The sequence below is a fragment of the Cytobacillus dafuensis genome (assembly GCF_007995155.1).
Taxonomy (GTDB): Bacteria; Bacillota; Bacilli; order Bacillales; family Cytobacillaceae; genus Cytobacillus; species Cytobacillus dafuensis.
Genome location: NZ_CP042593.1, coordinates 1,753,663 through 1,767,883, shown reverse-complemented (window position 1 = coordinate 1,767,883; position 14,221 = coordinate 1,753,663). Strand labels below are relative to the sequence as shown.

The following is a 14,221-nucleotide window of genomic DNA, read 5'->3' as shown; positions in this document are numbered from 1 at the left end:
ATCCCCCATTCAATTAGTTATTCATTTCAATGGATACAGCATGAGCAATACATGGAATCGTTTCGTTTTGCTGAAAGGTAAGCGGTGACAAAAGGGCACCAGTTGCTACGACAAGTATTCTTTTGTAAGCTCCTTGCTTCATTTGATTCAATAAATGTCCATATAATACAGTTGAGGAGCACCCAGCTCCGCTCCCACCCGCATTTACGGGCTGATCCTCTTTAAAGATCATTAATCCACAATCTTGAAATTTTCCCTTATCAATTTGAAGTCCAGCGTTTGTTAATAATTCATATGTTGTATTATGACCAATTTCACCTAAATCTCCTGTGACAATGAGATCATAATAAGAAGGATCTACTTGCATATCTTTAAAATGAGCGGTAATCGTATCAGCCGCAGCTGGGGCCATGGCCCCTCCCATATTAAATGGATCTGTTAACCCCATATCTACAACCTTACCAATAGTCGCTGAAGTTGTAACAGGTAAATTTCGGCTTCCTACATTTTCTTTAATGATTGCAACACCTGCACCTGTAATCGTCCATTGGGCAGTCGGCGGCTTCTGTCCCCCATACTCAGTTGGATATCTAAACTGCTTTTCAACTGCTGCATTGTGGCTTGATGCACCTGTAAGAATATATTTTGCCCCTTGATTATTAATAATGAAAGATGCAAGGGCAAGTCCCTCCATTGAAGTAGAACAAGCCCCGAAAATTCCAAAGTATGGAATCTGATTTGTTCTTGCACTAAGGCTTGTTGGGGTAATTTGATTAATTAAGTCCCCTGCTATAAAAAAATGAATATCCTCCTCCAAAATATTTTCTTTTTTTAATGCAATTTGACAAGCTTCTTCTATTAATATTCGATGTGCCTTCTCATAGGAATCCTGTCCCATCCATAGATCATCGTGAAGAATATCAAAATCCTCAGCAAGCCTGCCATTTGCCTCAAAAGGACCTCCAGAAACTCCAGTTGCAGCGATTACAGGGCGATTTTGAAATACCCAGGATTGCTTTCCTTTTAGCATTACAAAACCCCCCATTGAATTAAGATTGTTTTGATTAAAGCGACCACAAATGCTGAAAATACACCAAATAGGATGACGGAACCTGCGAGTTTGAACATATTCCCACCTACTCCTAGTACAAATCCTTCTGTACGATGCTCAATAGCTGCAGAAATTACCGCATTTCCAAAGCCCGTTACAGGTACAGCTGTACCTGCTCCGCCAAATTGAGCTAAATGATCATATATTCCAAATCCTGTTAACAACATTGAAAGAAATACCATCGTCGCTACCGTAGGGTTCCCTGCAGTTTGTTCTGTGAAATTAAAGAAGTATATATAAAAATATGTAATAGCTTGTCCAACCGTACAAATGAGGCCACCAACCCAAAAGGCTCTAATACAGTTTTTAAGAATGGGCCTTTTAATCTCATGTTTCTGTTGAAGTACTTGATATTTTTGTTGCTCAGGTGTCAAATTCTTTTTATCCTTCCCCATTAAGGTTCTCCTTTCTTATGTCAACTCTTGCTTTAGCTTTATTATTTTCTTTAACTCTTTATTTGCTTTTTCTTGAGAAAAATTAGGATCCTTCATTTTTTCATTTAACTTAACTGCCTCGAGAAAAATTTTATAATCACTGGAAACGGTAAAGTTCTCATCTGGGTATTTTTTCTCTAGCATTTCATTCACTTTTTTCTCAATCTTTTTCATTTGAAATCGATAAAAATGTTTTACTTTGTAAGCGACTAGCGTGTCTTTTTTCCCTTTTACAACTGCTACATCATATAGCTCCTTCATGGACGCAATATCATGTTTGACGCTCTCCACAAAATCAAGGTTTTCTTTCGTGTTTTTTTCTAGTAAGGCAGGACTAGGATCCGTTGTTTTAATCAGAGCAAGCTCACTATCCTTTGAATCTTCACCAAGACCACAACCAGTTAATCCTAATAATAATATTGGAGTCATCAAGAAATGTTTTATCCTCATAAACGGTCCCTTCTCTAAATAAAATCATTGTTTCTAAATAAAAATATTCATGCTCTCACGTAAAAGTATTTCTGTAAGTATATTGTCCTCGAAAACCTGTGAAATTATGAATAAACGGATAAGTACAACAAAAACCAAATAATGTAAATAAAAAAAACCGGGGTCTCCGGCAGTAATTTAAGTATTCTTTTTTGATTTCTTTCCACATCCACACCCTTTTTTCTTCTTAGGTGATTGCTGCTTTGGACTTTTCAGCGGCTGTGAATTTTCCTTTAACATAAAGTTATCCTCCTTTTTATTATTTCTGTAAAACTACTCCTTTATTTAATATATGAATAACGGATTAGCTTGTGTAAAGAAGCCGCCTATTTAAGTTTTTTTTGCAATATATTCATACGGACTAATTTATTCATTTAACAATTTTTGGACAATTGTTTCGATTATCGCTGCTAGACCTGCAACGGACAAAACGATCATTATTGGGACAGCAATTGTATAAAAGAAAAAATATAATAAATACAAAATAATAGAAGTCCACACACCAGTACACCAATAACAGCTAAGCAATTCTCCGAAAAATCCACGAATGCCCCTATCTTTCGGAATGATATATACTTCCATATCACCTACTTCATTCTTTTCTTCTCTTTCATCAAAAAATGGCCTTCTAATAAATTCAGTAATTTTGTCATATACCATTAACCTGGTAAGGCGAAAGCTTGCTAAAGCTAAAATCATAAGTTCCATAAATGATAAATCCAAATTTATTACACCCACCTTAAAAAAACACCTATTTTTTTATAAAACAAGGCGTTTGTCCGTTACCCATAGGGCACTTCAGCAATATGTTATTAGTGTAGTATCACAAGAATTAAACAAGGAGGAAATAAAATGGGTTGTGGAAAAAAAGACGACTTCAAAGGCAATAGCAATAGCTGTGTATGTGAAGTAGTTCGTGCGATAAAAAATATTCAGGATAATGCAGAAGAAGTATGTGAATGTCCTTCTAACTGTTTTCTAGAACCTCTTGGAGCTATCTCACCTACTTCTAACAGAAAAAATTCTCACCCAGATACTCGTGTTTTTGTTTTAAAGACAGCAGATGGTTCGCCATTCCATGCGTTCTTCAAAGGAAATGACCATGCATGTGTCTCTATCTTCTTCCGCGTAGAAGATGTATTTGACAACTGCTGTGCAGTGCTTCGAGTTCTAGAACCAATACATCGGAAACCTGGACCAGATAGAACGGTGAATTTAGCGGATGATTGCTGCATTGATTTGAAAAAAGTCTGTGAAGTTGACCATTTCCGTAGTACAAATGACTGTGTAACAGTTGATTTGAAATGCTTCTGCGCTGTTCAATGTATCGCCGACGTCGATTTAGATATCTGTGAGTAAAAATGAATCTATAAAAGAAGCCAGTCGTTCATATACGGCTGGCATTTTTTTTAAACAAAGAAGTTCATTCTACATAGCCGCCAATTTGCTAAATTTTTTGGATATTATCTTCTAAACCCTACCATTCTTATTTCTTTTAATGCTTGAATTTCAATGGATTTACTTTTCCCATCAAGAAGTTTTATTTCTATTGTTTCATCGTTTTTGCCTACGAAAATTCCTCTCCAAGAATTCTCTTCTGTTTCAAAAATACAAGGAACAGGCGGCATTTGCTTCGGAAACTCTTTTAAATAATCAATCCGCTCTAAATTATTCATTTCTTTAAAGCTTTTGAGTCGTTTAAAAGAAGGAGTAAGCTTCATCTTAGGCTTAGATTCAAATGAAGAAGAGTTAATATTTTTTTCTTCAATAGAATCAATCACTTCCTGAACCATTTCACTATCCTTGATCACCATTTCAGCTTTTTTTAACTCACTTACTTCTATTTCGCTACTAAAACTCTCTTCCTTTGACGAAGGGAGATTTGTATTTTCTTCTATTGAATAAGCGGCGGGCATTGTTAATTTGTTTTCAGCTCTTTTACTTGAATAGATTTCCTGCATATTTCCTACTGGTAATTGTATTACAGGCTGTTGAATATAAAATAAGGGAGCTTTTTGTTTCTTTTTTAGCATCTTCCTCAACCTCCACATACAAATGGGTTCACACTATATGTATGCAGAACATAGGAATTCGTTTCCATCAACTATAGAAAATTAAAAACAAAAACCGCTTCACGATCCGGAAGCGGCTTAAAAATTTCTTCAAAATTAAAGAATATGAAATCCTGAATCAACGTGAATATTTTCTCCAGTAATACCACGTGACAAATCACTGAATAAGAAAACAGCTGTATCTCCAACCTCTTCTGGAGTTGTTGTTCTACGAAGAGGAGAGCGTTCTTCGATTTCCTTTAAGATAGAGTTGAAATCACTAACTCCTTTTGCAGAAAGCGTGCGAATTGGACCTGCTGAGATGGAATTGACACGGATACCCTCTTTTCCTAGGTCGCTCGCTAAGTATTTTACACTTGCATCAAGGGAAGCTTTTGCAACACCCATAACATTATAGTTTTTGATTGCACGTTCGCCACCAAGATATGTTAAGGTAACAATGCTTCCACCCTCTGTCATTAAATCCTTTGCTACCTTTGCAACAGCAGTTAATGAATAAGAACTGATATTGTGAGCTAGTAAAAAGCCATCTCGCGTTGTATTCATATAATCGCCCTGCAATTCTTCCTTATTAGCAAAAGCAATACAATGTGCAAGACCATGTATCGTTCCAGCCTGCTCTTTAATCTCTGCAAAGCATTTTTTAATATCTTCGTCACATGTTACATCACATGGCAAAACAAGTGAATTGGCATCTTCTAGAGATTCAGCTAATTCACGTACACTATTCTCCAGACGCTCGCCTGCATATGTAAAAATTAATTGTGCACCAGCAAGATGAAGCGATCTCGCAATTCCCCATGCAATACTTCTTTTATTCGCAACACCCATTACAACATAAGTTTTTCCTTTTAATGAAAGAGTCATATCAAAAGCCTCCTAAATTATCACATGTTATTAGTACCTAGTACTAATTTTACTATAAATCATAAAAAAAGAAAAGGAGGTTATTTAAAAAGGTCAAACCCAGCTCTCATGATAATAGCTGATTTGACCTTTTTTTAACAGTTTTCACAAAACTCAAGTTCCCTTTTCAATTCATCAACATATTCTTTCGTACCAGTAACGATCAGCCTATCATTCATTTGAAGCTCTGTATCCCCATGAGGAACAATTGAGTCATGACCTCTGAAAATTCTTACAAAAATAACATCCCCTGTAAAAGGAAACTCCCTTAAAGTCATCCCTTGAAATTGATTATTTAATAATTCAATTTCATACAAAGCATGTTCTTGATTGGTTAATATGTCCATGATGCTTGGGGATTCAATTAATGCTCTGAGCAATGTTTTCTGTGACAGTAGTACAGAGAACACTTCTATATCAAATTCTTTCATATTTTCCTGTAAATCAGGGCTTTCAAGCCGGCAAATGACACGCTCAACACCTTTTCCTTTAAAAGCAATTGCTAGCGCTGCATTTAATTCTTCATCACCAGTAGAGATGACCATGATATCTGATTTATATAATTCCTTCTCTTCAAGATTTTCGAAAGAATAATTATCTAATTCGATAATTTCGAATAAGGAATCTGCGATATTTTTATCTGACTTCTCCTGTTTTTTATGATATAGAGTCGCTTCAAAATGGCTTGAGTTGAGTTCTCGATAAACAGGCAGCGTCAACTGATTTGCGCCAATAAAAGCTACCTTCAATTTCTTCTCTGCATTAGCCTCTCTTGGAAAAAGCTTTTTAAAAACTACAGGTGTAAAAACACTCGTAATAACCGCAACAAGAATTAATGTTCCACTCATTTCAGCTGTTATAACGCCTAATCTTTCTCCTATTGTTGCAGATGCAATAACGAGTGACAATGTAGAGGTTAATAAAAAACCGGAAGCAATAACGGTTTTTATGTCATACCATCTCTTTAGGAAATAAACAGGAATTAACTTGGACAAAAGTAATCCAATAAGTAAAAGCGGAATGAGCATTAATAATTTTTTATCACTCAATAAGGACCAAATGTTTAAATCTACTCCAACCATAACAAAGAATATCGGGATAAAAAAACCGTAGCCAAACGAATCTAGCTTATGGACCATCTCTTGATTCAGTGCTAGTAGAGAAACAAGAACACCTGCTAGAAAAGCACCTAAAATATTTTCTGCACCGACTGATTCAGATAGGGCTACGAGAAAGATAATAAGTGTAAATACGGCTCTTGTTCCAATTTGAACAGTACCCGCCCGCATAGATTCAATAAATTTACGATTTTTAAACCTTCTACCGATAAAATAGAGAAGCACTCCTGCTGCAAAAAGGATAAGCAGCAGCCATACGTTTCCTTCACCGCTATCATATAATGAAACAAATACAGCCAATAAAATCATCGTAACAAGATCGGCGATAACTGCAACTAACAAGATGATTTGACCAATGGCGGTTTTCATAAGATGAGCTTCTTTTAAAGTAGGGACAACAACCCCTAATGATATTGTAGATATTATTAACATCATTAAAAATGCATTGTCAATAAATCCAGCCCATACAAACAAATAAGATAAGCCTAATGAAATAATAAATATGCCTGCAAAAATAATTGACGAAACCAAAAAGGAATTCGGTTCTAATTTTCCGCTTGACAGCATCTCGCGCTTTTTATTGCCGGTAAACGCAGAAAAGTCAATTTCTAAGCCACTTAGAAACATTAGAAAAATAAAACCTAATGTACTTAGGGTTTCAAGCCACATATCTGGATGTACAATATCGAATCCGCTTTTACCTATTACTAGACCCATTAATATTTCAGCCACAACAACAGGGATAAAATTCAGTTTAAAACGATACAATATAATTGGTGTTAAAAAAGCAATGATAATAACAATGACAAGAGAAGCAACAGAAACTCCATGTTCTTCCATCAAATTCCTCCCTTTTTAGCATTGTTAACAACAAGAAAGAAATACGGCTTGCCGTCTGCGAGTGGGGCCTGACAGTCTACTTTGGTAAAAAGTTCATAAATAAATTTGCGATGCTAAAGTAAATTAAAATACTGATAATATCATTGATTGTTGTGATAAATGGACCCGATGCAACCGCTGGATCAATTTTGAATTTATGCATAGCTAATGGAATAATGGCTCCAGCTAAAGTTGCAATAATCAAAGTACAAAAAATCGAAATCCCAACTAGAATTCCCAGAAATATATTACCTTTCCAAATAAAAATGGTGATCGTAACAAGAATTCCACATATCGTCCCTGTAATTAGCCCTGTACCAGCTTCCCTAAGAATTAATTTGAGTCTGCTTTCTTTTTCTAAATCACCAGTCGCGATTCCACGGACAACAACCGCTAACGCTTGTGTACCAGTATTACCAGCCATGCCAGCAATTAGTGTAATAAACGCACCTAAAATAGCCGCTTTTTCTAATGTCGCTTCGAATCGCGCAGCAAGGCTTGCTGTTCCCATCCCAAGATATAGTAAGATTATCAACCATGGCAGACGCTTTTTTGCAGCCGATAAAGGACTGCGGTCGATCGTATCCATGTCTGAAACGGCAGCAAGCTTCGAGTAGTCATCTGATGCTTCTTCCGCCATGACATCCATTACGTCATCAACAGTAATAATTCCTAAAAGATGGTTTTGAAAATCAACAACTGGCAGTGCAAGAAAATTATAATCCTTAATTTTTCTAGCAACTTCTTCCTGGTCATCTCCTACAGATACGGAAACAATACGATCATTCGTAATTTCTGAAATCATTGTATCATCATCATTAACAATTAAATCTCTTAGCGAAATAACCCCAGCTAATCTTTTTTCATCATCTAAAACATAAATATAATAAATGGTTTCTGCTTTTGGTGCTTCATTTTTTAGAATATACATCGCAGATCGGACCGTTTGATTAGCAGAAATCGATATGAAATCTGTTGTCATAATACTTCCGGCTGTATATTCCTCATAGTGAAGAAGTTCTTTTATTTCCTGTGCTGCCTCTTCATCCATGATCGTTAAATAGCTGACAACCTGATCTTTTTCAAGTTCATTTAAGACGTCAACTGCATCATCAACGTACATTTTAGAAATCATTTCAGCTGCATAATTTGGAGTCATTTCTGCAAGAACATCTTGATAGTTATCGTCACCCATTTCTAGATTCTCAAACAATGTTGCCATCTCTTCAGGAGAAAGATAATGATAAATCCTTTCCCGTGTTTCCTCATCCAATTCCTTAAAAAATGAAGCTTGATCATAAGGGTGTAAATCTAAAAATTCATCTCGAAATTTTTCCATATCTTCATTTTGTAAAGAATCGATTAATAATTTCCTATCCATATGATGGGCATCCTTTTCATTCACTGCCTCTTCCATCATCATTACCTCCTCTCTCACAAGTACAATACCTCATAATACTAGCAAATCTTAAATTAATTGTCGCTCCATTTTATTATTCTTTTCTAAACATCTGTTCCTTCTGATTAAATAAAGTGAAACTTCCATCAGCGGGGGTTCTCTTTCATCCCCCACTAATGGTTAGTTGAACCAATCACGCTCAAAACGCCACGTCCTGTGGCTTTCGCCTGACTAGGACACATCGTGTCCGTCGTCGGGCCTTCACGGGCAGTTGACCCCCACTTAGGTTTCTTTGATTCTCTCACAAACTTGAAGTGGGGGTCTTACTGCCCGTTAATCTGCGATAAACTTAGGATAAAACATTTATAAATTGTTATGATAATAAAAAATGCACAAACTCCTTGACTTGAATCTTGAAGAACAAGGGAATTTTACAATAGTACATAAATTTTGTTCCATTTTCTATTAACGAATAAAGGAGTATTTTAATGAAGCTTGATATTATCGGTGATATCCATGGCTGCTTTGATGAATTTCAGGAACTCACCCTTCAACTTGGCTATGATTGGGGAAAGGGATATCCCATTCATCCAGATACTAGAAAATTAGCCTATGTAGGTGATTTAACGGATCGGGGGCCCCAATCACTAAAGGTAACTGAAATCGTTTGTAAGCTTGTCAAAGAATCATTAGCCTATTACGTACCAGGTAACCATTGCAATAAGCTTTATCGTTTCTTTTTAGGGAATAAGGTACAGCTGACCCATGGCTTAGAAACAACAGCTTCTGAGTATGATTCATTGGATGAAAAAAGCAAACACACAATCCGTAAAAATTATATGAAACTATATGAAAATGCGTCTCTTTATGAGGTTTTAGATGATGGAAAGCTAGTTATTGCCCATGCAGGCATTCGCCAAGACTATATTGGTCAATACTCTGCGAAAGTCAAAACCTTTGTTCTTTATGGGGATATAACTGGAGAAAAAAATCCAGACGGCTCTCCGGTTCGTCGTGACTGGGCTAAGCAATACAGGGGGGATGCAATAATTGTATATGGACATACTCCTGTAAAGGAAGTTCGAATCGTTAATAATACGTATAATATCGATACAGGAGCCGTTTTCGGCAATAAATTAACCGCTCTAAAGTATCCTGAGATGGAATTCGTATCAGTTTCATCAAGTATGCCGTTTGTGGAGGAGAAGTTTCGTAAATTTTAATATAAACAATGTGACTTAATAATTTGAGTACAAAGAGAGAAAAGCCGGGATGACCGGCTTTTGTTTGTTTCAAAGCAATTGCATCATATCAATTGGCAATTCTTGCTTGAAAAATAAATTTTTCTCTAAAAATGGATGATAAAACGAAAGCATACAGCAATGCAAGGCCTGTCGAGTAATCAAGTCTGCATTTCCCCCATATAGGTTGTCACCAATTAAGGGATACCCTAGATGAGACAAATGAACACGGATTTGATGGGTACGTCCCGTCTCAAGCTTCAATCTTAAATGGGTAAATAAAGCCAAACGGCGAATTACCTTAAAGCGTGTACAAGCATACTGCCCAGTTAGACTGACTTCTCTTTCAATAATACTGTCACTTTTTCGAGCAATTGGCTGCTCGATTACACCTTGATCTGCTACTATGATGCCCTCAGCTAATGCTTCGTACTCCCTATTTATTGTACCGTGTCTTTGCTGCTCACTTAAAAGATGATGAACATGACGATGTTTGGCTACAAGAACAATTCCAGACGTATCACGATCAAGTCTTGTCACAATATGTGTTGTAGCCTTTAACCCAATTTGTTCGTAATAACCGATTAGAGCATTTGCTAGGCTGCCCGTTGGATGCTCCCTTGAAGGAATCGTACTCATACCTGCTTGTTTATTCACAACGATTACATAATCATCTTCATACAAAATATCTAATGGAATTTTCTCGCCTTTTACTCCTTCACTCGGCATTTCCTCAGGGAACTTAATAACTAAAACGTCACCTCGTTTTAGAGTGTATCTTACCGTTTCTTCTTTATCATTTACGGAAATACTACCACCTTTAAATTTAATATCCGTCAAAGCCGTTTTTGAAATTTCCTTTTCTTTCAAAAAGTCTTTAATGAGTTTATTTTCATCATTGGAGGTAATTTTCCACTTCAATTGAAATCTTGACATCCGATCATATTCACCTTTTCATTAATCCGCAACGAATGAGTCATGGACTCTTTTCCAGAATGGAAATGGACGGAAGCGCGCGAATCGGATTTTTTCATCGGCCACTCGGAATTGAATAGATTTCACATCCTTATGGAGCAGAGTTAGATGATCGATCGTAATTTGAAAGTCTGGCTGGTTCACCGGCTTAAGCATACAAGTATGGTGAGCTGGAAGAACGAGCGGAGATCCGACTGTCCGGAAGACTTTATTATTGATAGAAGCCATTTCAGCAATTTGAATGGCAGATAGGGATGGATGCAAAATCGCTCCTCCTAATGCTTTATTATAAGCAGTACTTCCAGAAGGAGTTGAAACGCAAAGTCCATCTCCTCTAAACCGTTCAAAATGTTGACTTCGAATTTCTACATCCATAACAAGGGTAGCGTCTACTGCTTTTACAGTGGATTCATTCAAAGCTAGATATCTAGTTTCTCTACCTCCATGCTGGTATCTAATAATAACCTCAAGCAGGGGGTATTCACTTACCTGAAAGGGAGTCTTGGCGATAGCAATGACAAGCTTCTCAATTTCTTCTGGTACCCAATCCGCATAAAACCCAAGATGTCCTGTATGAATCCCGACAAAAGCCGTTTTGTCCAGACGACCAGTATAGCGGTGAAAGGCGTACAATAAAGTACCATCCCCGCCAATAGAGACGACAATATCAGGCTGCTCTTCATCATAAATAAGATCAAAATCCAATAAATAAGTTTTCATTTTATGCATGAGTGCATTTGATTTATTATCGCCTTTTGAGGTAATGGCAAATTTCATCGTACTTGAGCTCCTTTTGAATTATTGCTGTGATTAATGTATTATTCCTGCTGGTGTTCTTTATTTCTCGTAAAGAAGGCCTGTGCATCCTGGATTTCTCCACGAATAAGTGACATCTCTTCATCAAGCCTAAAAGCCGCTTCAGCTGCCCTTTGAAGTCTCATCTGAATATCTTCAGGGAACTGTCCTTTATATTTATAATTTAAAGAATGCTCGATTGTTGCCCAAAAATTCATCGCTAAAGTGCGAATTTGAATTTCTACTAAAATCTTCTTTTCCCCTTTTATCGTTTGGACTGGGTATCGAATGACTACATGATAAGAGCGGTAGCCGCTAACCTTTTTATGAGAAATGTAATCTCTTTCTTCTACAATCTCAAAGTCATTACGATTTCTTAGCAACTCAACTACCATTTTAATATCATCCACGAACTGGCACATCATCCGTAAACCTGCAATATCCTGCATCTCGGTCACTAGCTTATCTAATGGAATGCCTTTTTGATTTGCCTTATCCAAAATACTTGCAATCGGCTTGACCCTTCCAGTAACAAATTCTATTGGAGAATGAGTTGCATCTTGTTCAAATTGTTTTCTCATTCCCTTTAACTTAATCTTTAGTTCCTCGACCGCCTGTTTATATGGAGCTAAAAATTGATCCCAATTCTTCACGTCATACAACACCTCATCTTAGAAAAGCGCAAGCGCCTTCGAAACAATCAAAGGACGATTGTTCTTGCAATAATTATTCGCAATCTTATCAATTAGCTTAGAAAGTACTTTCTACTTTTTCGACCATTGACTCTCCGTAATTACTATTTCCCTTTATATTCTCAATCAAATAGCTTAATTCCTCAATAAACCCTGGAAGATGCTTACGTTCCTGTCGATCACTCAAAAATACTGACATATTTAAGTCAATGGCCCTCTTTAGCTGAACCCAAATAGTATCAGGAATTGATACATATAAATAATCATCATTCTGATCTGTTATGTAAATAAACGAAAGGTTATCCGAATCAACTAACATTTGCTCCATAGGTATTATATCTTTTATGGAGAGACCATCTTCCGCTACAAGTTCAACCTCATTTAGATTCTCATTATATACAATATCAATAATTAACATTTTCTTTTTCATCATTTCAACCTCCAAACTCTTTATTTATTTTATCGCAGATTTAATTATCAAGCCAACTAAAATTGCCTTGTCCTTGAAAAAGCTGTGATGATTTGCCCAGATTATTGCATTGCGACAAGTTGGTAATAAAGAGATAATAAGAGTATTGGCCATATTGAAAGGATGAAGAATTTTGTCTCAAAACCTAGAAATTGAGTTTAAAAATATCATTACTAAACAGGAATTCGAAAAGTTAAAAAACTATTTTCAATTAAATAATGATCTCTTTTTCACACAAGAAAATCATTATTTTGATACTAGTGAATTTGCTTTAAAGCAACGAGGCTGCGCACTAAGAATTAGGCTAAAAGATTTTAAATATGAACTTACATTAAAGCAGCCTTATCAAGATGGGCTTTTAGAAACGAATGAATGGATTGATCCTGCATCTGTAGAAAAAATGTTTCAAACGGGAGAAATAATAAATAAGCCAATTCGAAGCCTAATAGAAAAAATGAATATCGATCCAAGTCATATTCAATATTTTGGTTCATTAACAACAAATCGAGCTGAACGAGAATATGAGAACGGATTAATTGTCTTGGACCATAGTTACTATTTAAATATAGAAGATTTTGAGATAGAATATGAAGTAAGTAACAGACAAGAAGGGCAAAGTACCTTTTTTACTTTACTCAAACAGTTAAATATACCTATACGTGAAACCGATAATAAAATTAAGCGCTTTTACAATGAAAAATATAATCAGCAAACTCACTTTTAAAGGAGAAGCACGATCATGAATGTTGAGCAATTGAAAGTAATGCTTGAACTGCAAGCATTAAAAAACTTTAGCAGCTCTTCAGCATCTGGAGAGAAAAATCCATTATTTCAGAAGCTGTTAATGGGTTTATTAGAAAATCAAACTCTTCCTTCAGAAACCATTCAAGATGAATCTGCAATGGTAGACGAAGATTTTGACTTTAATTTAAATAAACCACTTCAGACACTGAATGGACCAGCTTTACCTCCTGCAAGTATGACAAAGATTTCAGGATCTAATCAAAATTTTGATGAAATAATAGAGCAAGCCTCAGAGCTATACCAGATACCGACCAAGCTGTTAAAGTCCGTTATCAAGCAAGAATCGAACTTTAATCCTAATGCTATTAGTCATGCTGGGGCATCAGGTCTTATGCAGCTTATGCCGGAAACAGCAAAATCCCTTGGGGTTAAAAACATTTTTGATCCAAAAGAAAACATTTTTGGCGGTGCGAAATATTTACGTCAAATGCTTAATAAATATGATGGAAATATTGATTTAGCATTAGCTGCCTATAATGCTGGACCTGGAAATGTGGATAAGCATGGTGGCATTCCTCCTTTTAGAGAAACAAAGAACTATGTACAAAAAATAAAAAATTCCTATTTAGCATAAAAAAACGGAAGCATCTTGGGAAAATCAAAGAACAGATTGTTTCTTCGATATGTTTTCGCCGAAGCTCAAATAATTTTTTTACCAAGGGCAGTCCTATAAGGTGTCTGGCATCCACTTAATGCACTATATCTAGAATCCGACTAACTTTTTGATTCTAGATATTGTTCGTGGAGCCTGACACCTTTGCTTTTGGGACAGCCTTTTTTTGCTGCTGAAAATAGCTTATTTAAGCCTTCATGAATTTTTATAGAGCTATTTGTTTG

At 36.1% G+C, this 14,221-nt stretch carries 16 protein-coding genes; 4 read left to right on the top strand and 12 right to left on the bottom strand.

Features of this window, described 5'->3' with window-relative positions:
- Window positions 1-13 precede the first annotated feature (13 nt).
- The 4 genes from spoVAD to FSZ17_RS08350 all read right to left on the bottom strand — a co-directional run bounded on the left by spoVAD (window position 14) and on the right by FSZ17_RS08350 (window position 2,757).
- Window positions 14-1,030, bottom strand: coding sequence for a stage V sporulation protein AD (gene spoVAD / locus FSZ17_RS08365; RefSeq protein WP_057774160.1), 1,017 nt, complete (start codon window positions 1,028-1,030; stop codon window positions 14-16).
- On the bottom strand, window positions 1,030-1,506 hold the full coding sequence (gene spoVAC / locus FSZ17_RS08360; protein ID WP_057774162.1) for a stage V sporulation protein AC: 477 nt from the start codon (window positions 1,504-1,506) through the stop codon (window positions 1,030-1,032). Before spoVAC ends, spoVAD begins: the two co-directional genes overlap by 1 nt.
- Window positions 1,507-1,521: 15 nt before the next feature.
- Window positions 1,522-1,995 (bottom strand): sporulation protein, encoded by a 474-nt coding sequence (locus FSZ17_RS08355; RefSeq protein WP_057774164.1) that lies wholly within the window; start codon window positions 1,993-1,995, stop codon window positions 1,522-1,524.
- Window positions 1,996-2,400: 405 nt separating this feature from the next.
- The gene (locus tag FSZ17_RS08350) at window positions 2,401-2,757 is read right to left on the bottom strand and encodes a DUF1360 domain-containing protein (protein ID WP_057774166.1); all 357 of its coding nucleotides are present in this window, start codon (window positions 2,755-2,757) and stop codon (window positions 2,401-2,403) included.
- A gap of 129 nt (window positions 2,758-2,886) precedes the next feature.
- On the opposite strand from FSZ17_RS08350, the gene FSZ17_RS08345 reads away from it, so the two are divergent.
- Window positions 2,887-3,393, top strand: a complete 507-nt coding sequence (locus tag FSZ17_RS08345; protein WP_057774168.1) for a CotY/CotZ family spore coat protein — start codon at window positions 2,887-2,889, stop codon at window positions 3,391-3,393.
- Window positions 3,394-3,497: 104 nt separating this feature from the next.
- On the opposite strand, the gene FSZ17_RS08340 is transcribed toward FSZ17_RS08345, so the two are convergent.
- From FSZ17_RS08340 to mgtE, 4 genes are all read right to left on the bottom strand, one after another.
- Window positions 3,498-4,067 carry a CotO family spore coat protein gene (locus FSZ17_RS08340; protein WP_057774170.1) on the bottom strand — a complete coding sequence of 190 codons (570 nt, stop codon included), beginning with the start codon at window positions 4,065-4,067 and terminating at the stop codon, window positions 3,498-3,500.
- Between the two features lie 135 nt (window positions 4,068-4,202).
- A complete protein-coding gene (gene fabI, locus FSZ17_RS08335) occupies window positions 4,203-4,973 on the bottom strand; it encodes an enoyl-ACP reductase FabI (protein ID WP_057774172.1) in 771 nt (256 codons plus the stop codon).
- A 134-nt stretch (window positions 4,974-5,107) separates the two neighbouring features.
- Window positions 5,108-6,970 carry a monovalent cation:proton antiporter family protein gene (locus FSZ17_RS08330; protein WP_057774174.1) on the bottom strand — a complete coding sequence of 621 codons (1,863 nt, stop codon included), beginning with the start codon at window positions 6,968-6,970 and terminating at the stop codon, window positions 5,108-5,110.
- A gap of 76 nt (window positions 6,971-7,046) precedes the next feature.
- Complete coding sequence (mgtE, locus tag FSZ17_RS08325) at window positions 7,047-8,390, bottom strand: magnesium transporter (RefSeq protein ID WP_407643443.1); 1,344 nt, start codon at window positions 8,388-8,390, stop codon at window positions 7,047-7,049.
- 506 nt (window positions 8,391-8,896) lie between these two features.
- Between mgtE and prpE the strand changes: the two genes are divergently transcribed.
- Window positions 8,897-9,631: a bis(5'-nucleosyl)-tetraphosphatase PrpE gene (prpE, locus tag FSZ17_RS08320; protein WP_057774178.1), complete on the top strand. Its 735-nt coding sequence runs from the start codon at window positions 8,897-8,899 to the stop codon at window positions 9,629-9,631.
- 69 nt (window positions 9,632-9,700) lie between these two features.
- On the opposite strand, the gene FSZ17_RS08315 is transcribed toward prpE, so the two are convergent.
- The 4 genes from FSZ17_RS08315 to FSZ17_RS08300 all read right to left on the bottom strand — a co-directional run bounded on the left by FSZ17_RS08315 (window position 9,701) and on the right by FSZ17_RS08300 (window position 12,544).
- Window positions 9,701-10,585 (bottom strand): RluA family pseudouridine synthase, encoded by an 885-nt coding sequence (locus FSZ17_RS08315; RefSeq protein ID WP_057774179.1) that lies wholly within the window; start codon window positions 10,583-10,585, stop codon window positions 9,701-9,703.
- Between the two features lie 21 nt (window positions 10,586-10,606).
- On the bottom strand, window positions 10,607-11,401 hold the full coding sequence (locus FSZ17_RS08310) for an NAD kinase (RefSeq protein ID WP_057774181.1): 795 nt from the start codon (window positions 11,399-11,401) through the stop codon (window positions 10,607-10,609).
- Window positions 11,402-11,442: 41 nt separating this feature from the next.
- On the bottom strand, window positions 11,443-12,072 hold the full coding sequence (locus FSZ17_RS08305) for a GTP diphosphokinase (protein ID WP_057774183.1): 630 nt from the start codon (window positions 12,070-12,072) through the stop codon (window positions 11,443-11,445).
- A 97-nt stretch (window positions 12,073-12,169) separates the two neighbouring features.
- Window positions 12,170-12,544, bottom strand: a complete 375-nt coding sequence (locus tag FSZ17_RS08300; RefSeq protein ID WP_228460306.1) for a UPF0738 family protein — start codon at window positions 12,542-12,544, stop codon at window positions 12,170-12,172.
- A 169-nt stretch (window positions 12,545-12,713) separates the two neighbouring features.
- Between FSZ17_RS08300 and FSZ17_RS08295 the strand changes: the two genes are divergently transcribed.
- Both FSZ17_RS08295 and FSZ17_RS08290 read left to right on the top strand, forming a co-directional pair.
- The gene (locus FSZ17_RS08295; RefSeq protein WP_057774186.1) at window positions 12,714-13,304 is read left to right on the top strand and encodes a CYTH domain-containing protein; all 591 of its coding nucleotides are present in this window, start codon (window positions 12,714-12,716) and stop codon (window positions 13,302-13,304) included.
- A 15-nt stretch (window positions 13,305-13,319) separates the two neighbouring features.
- Complete coding sequence (locus FSZ17_RS08290; protein ID WP_057774188.1) at window positions 13,320-13,958, top strand: lytic transglycosylase domain-containing protein; 639 nt, start codon at window positions 13,320-13,322, stop codon at window positions 13,956-13,958.
- Window positions 13,959-14,221 lie beyond the last annotated feature (263 nt).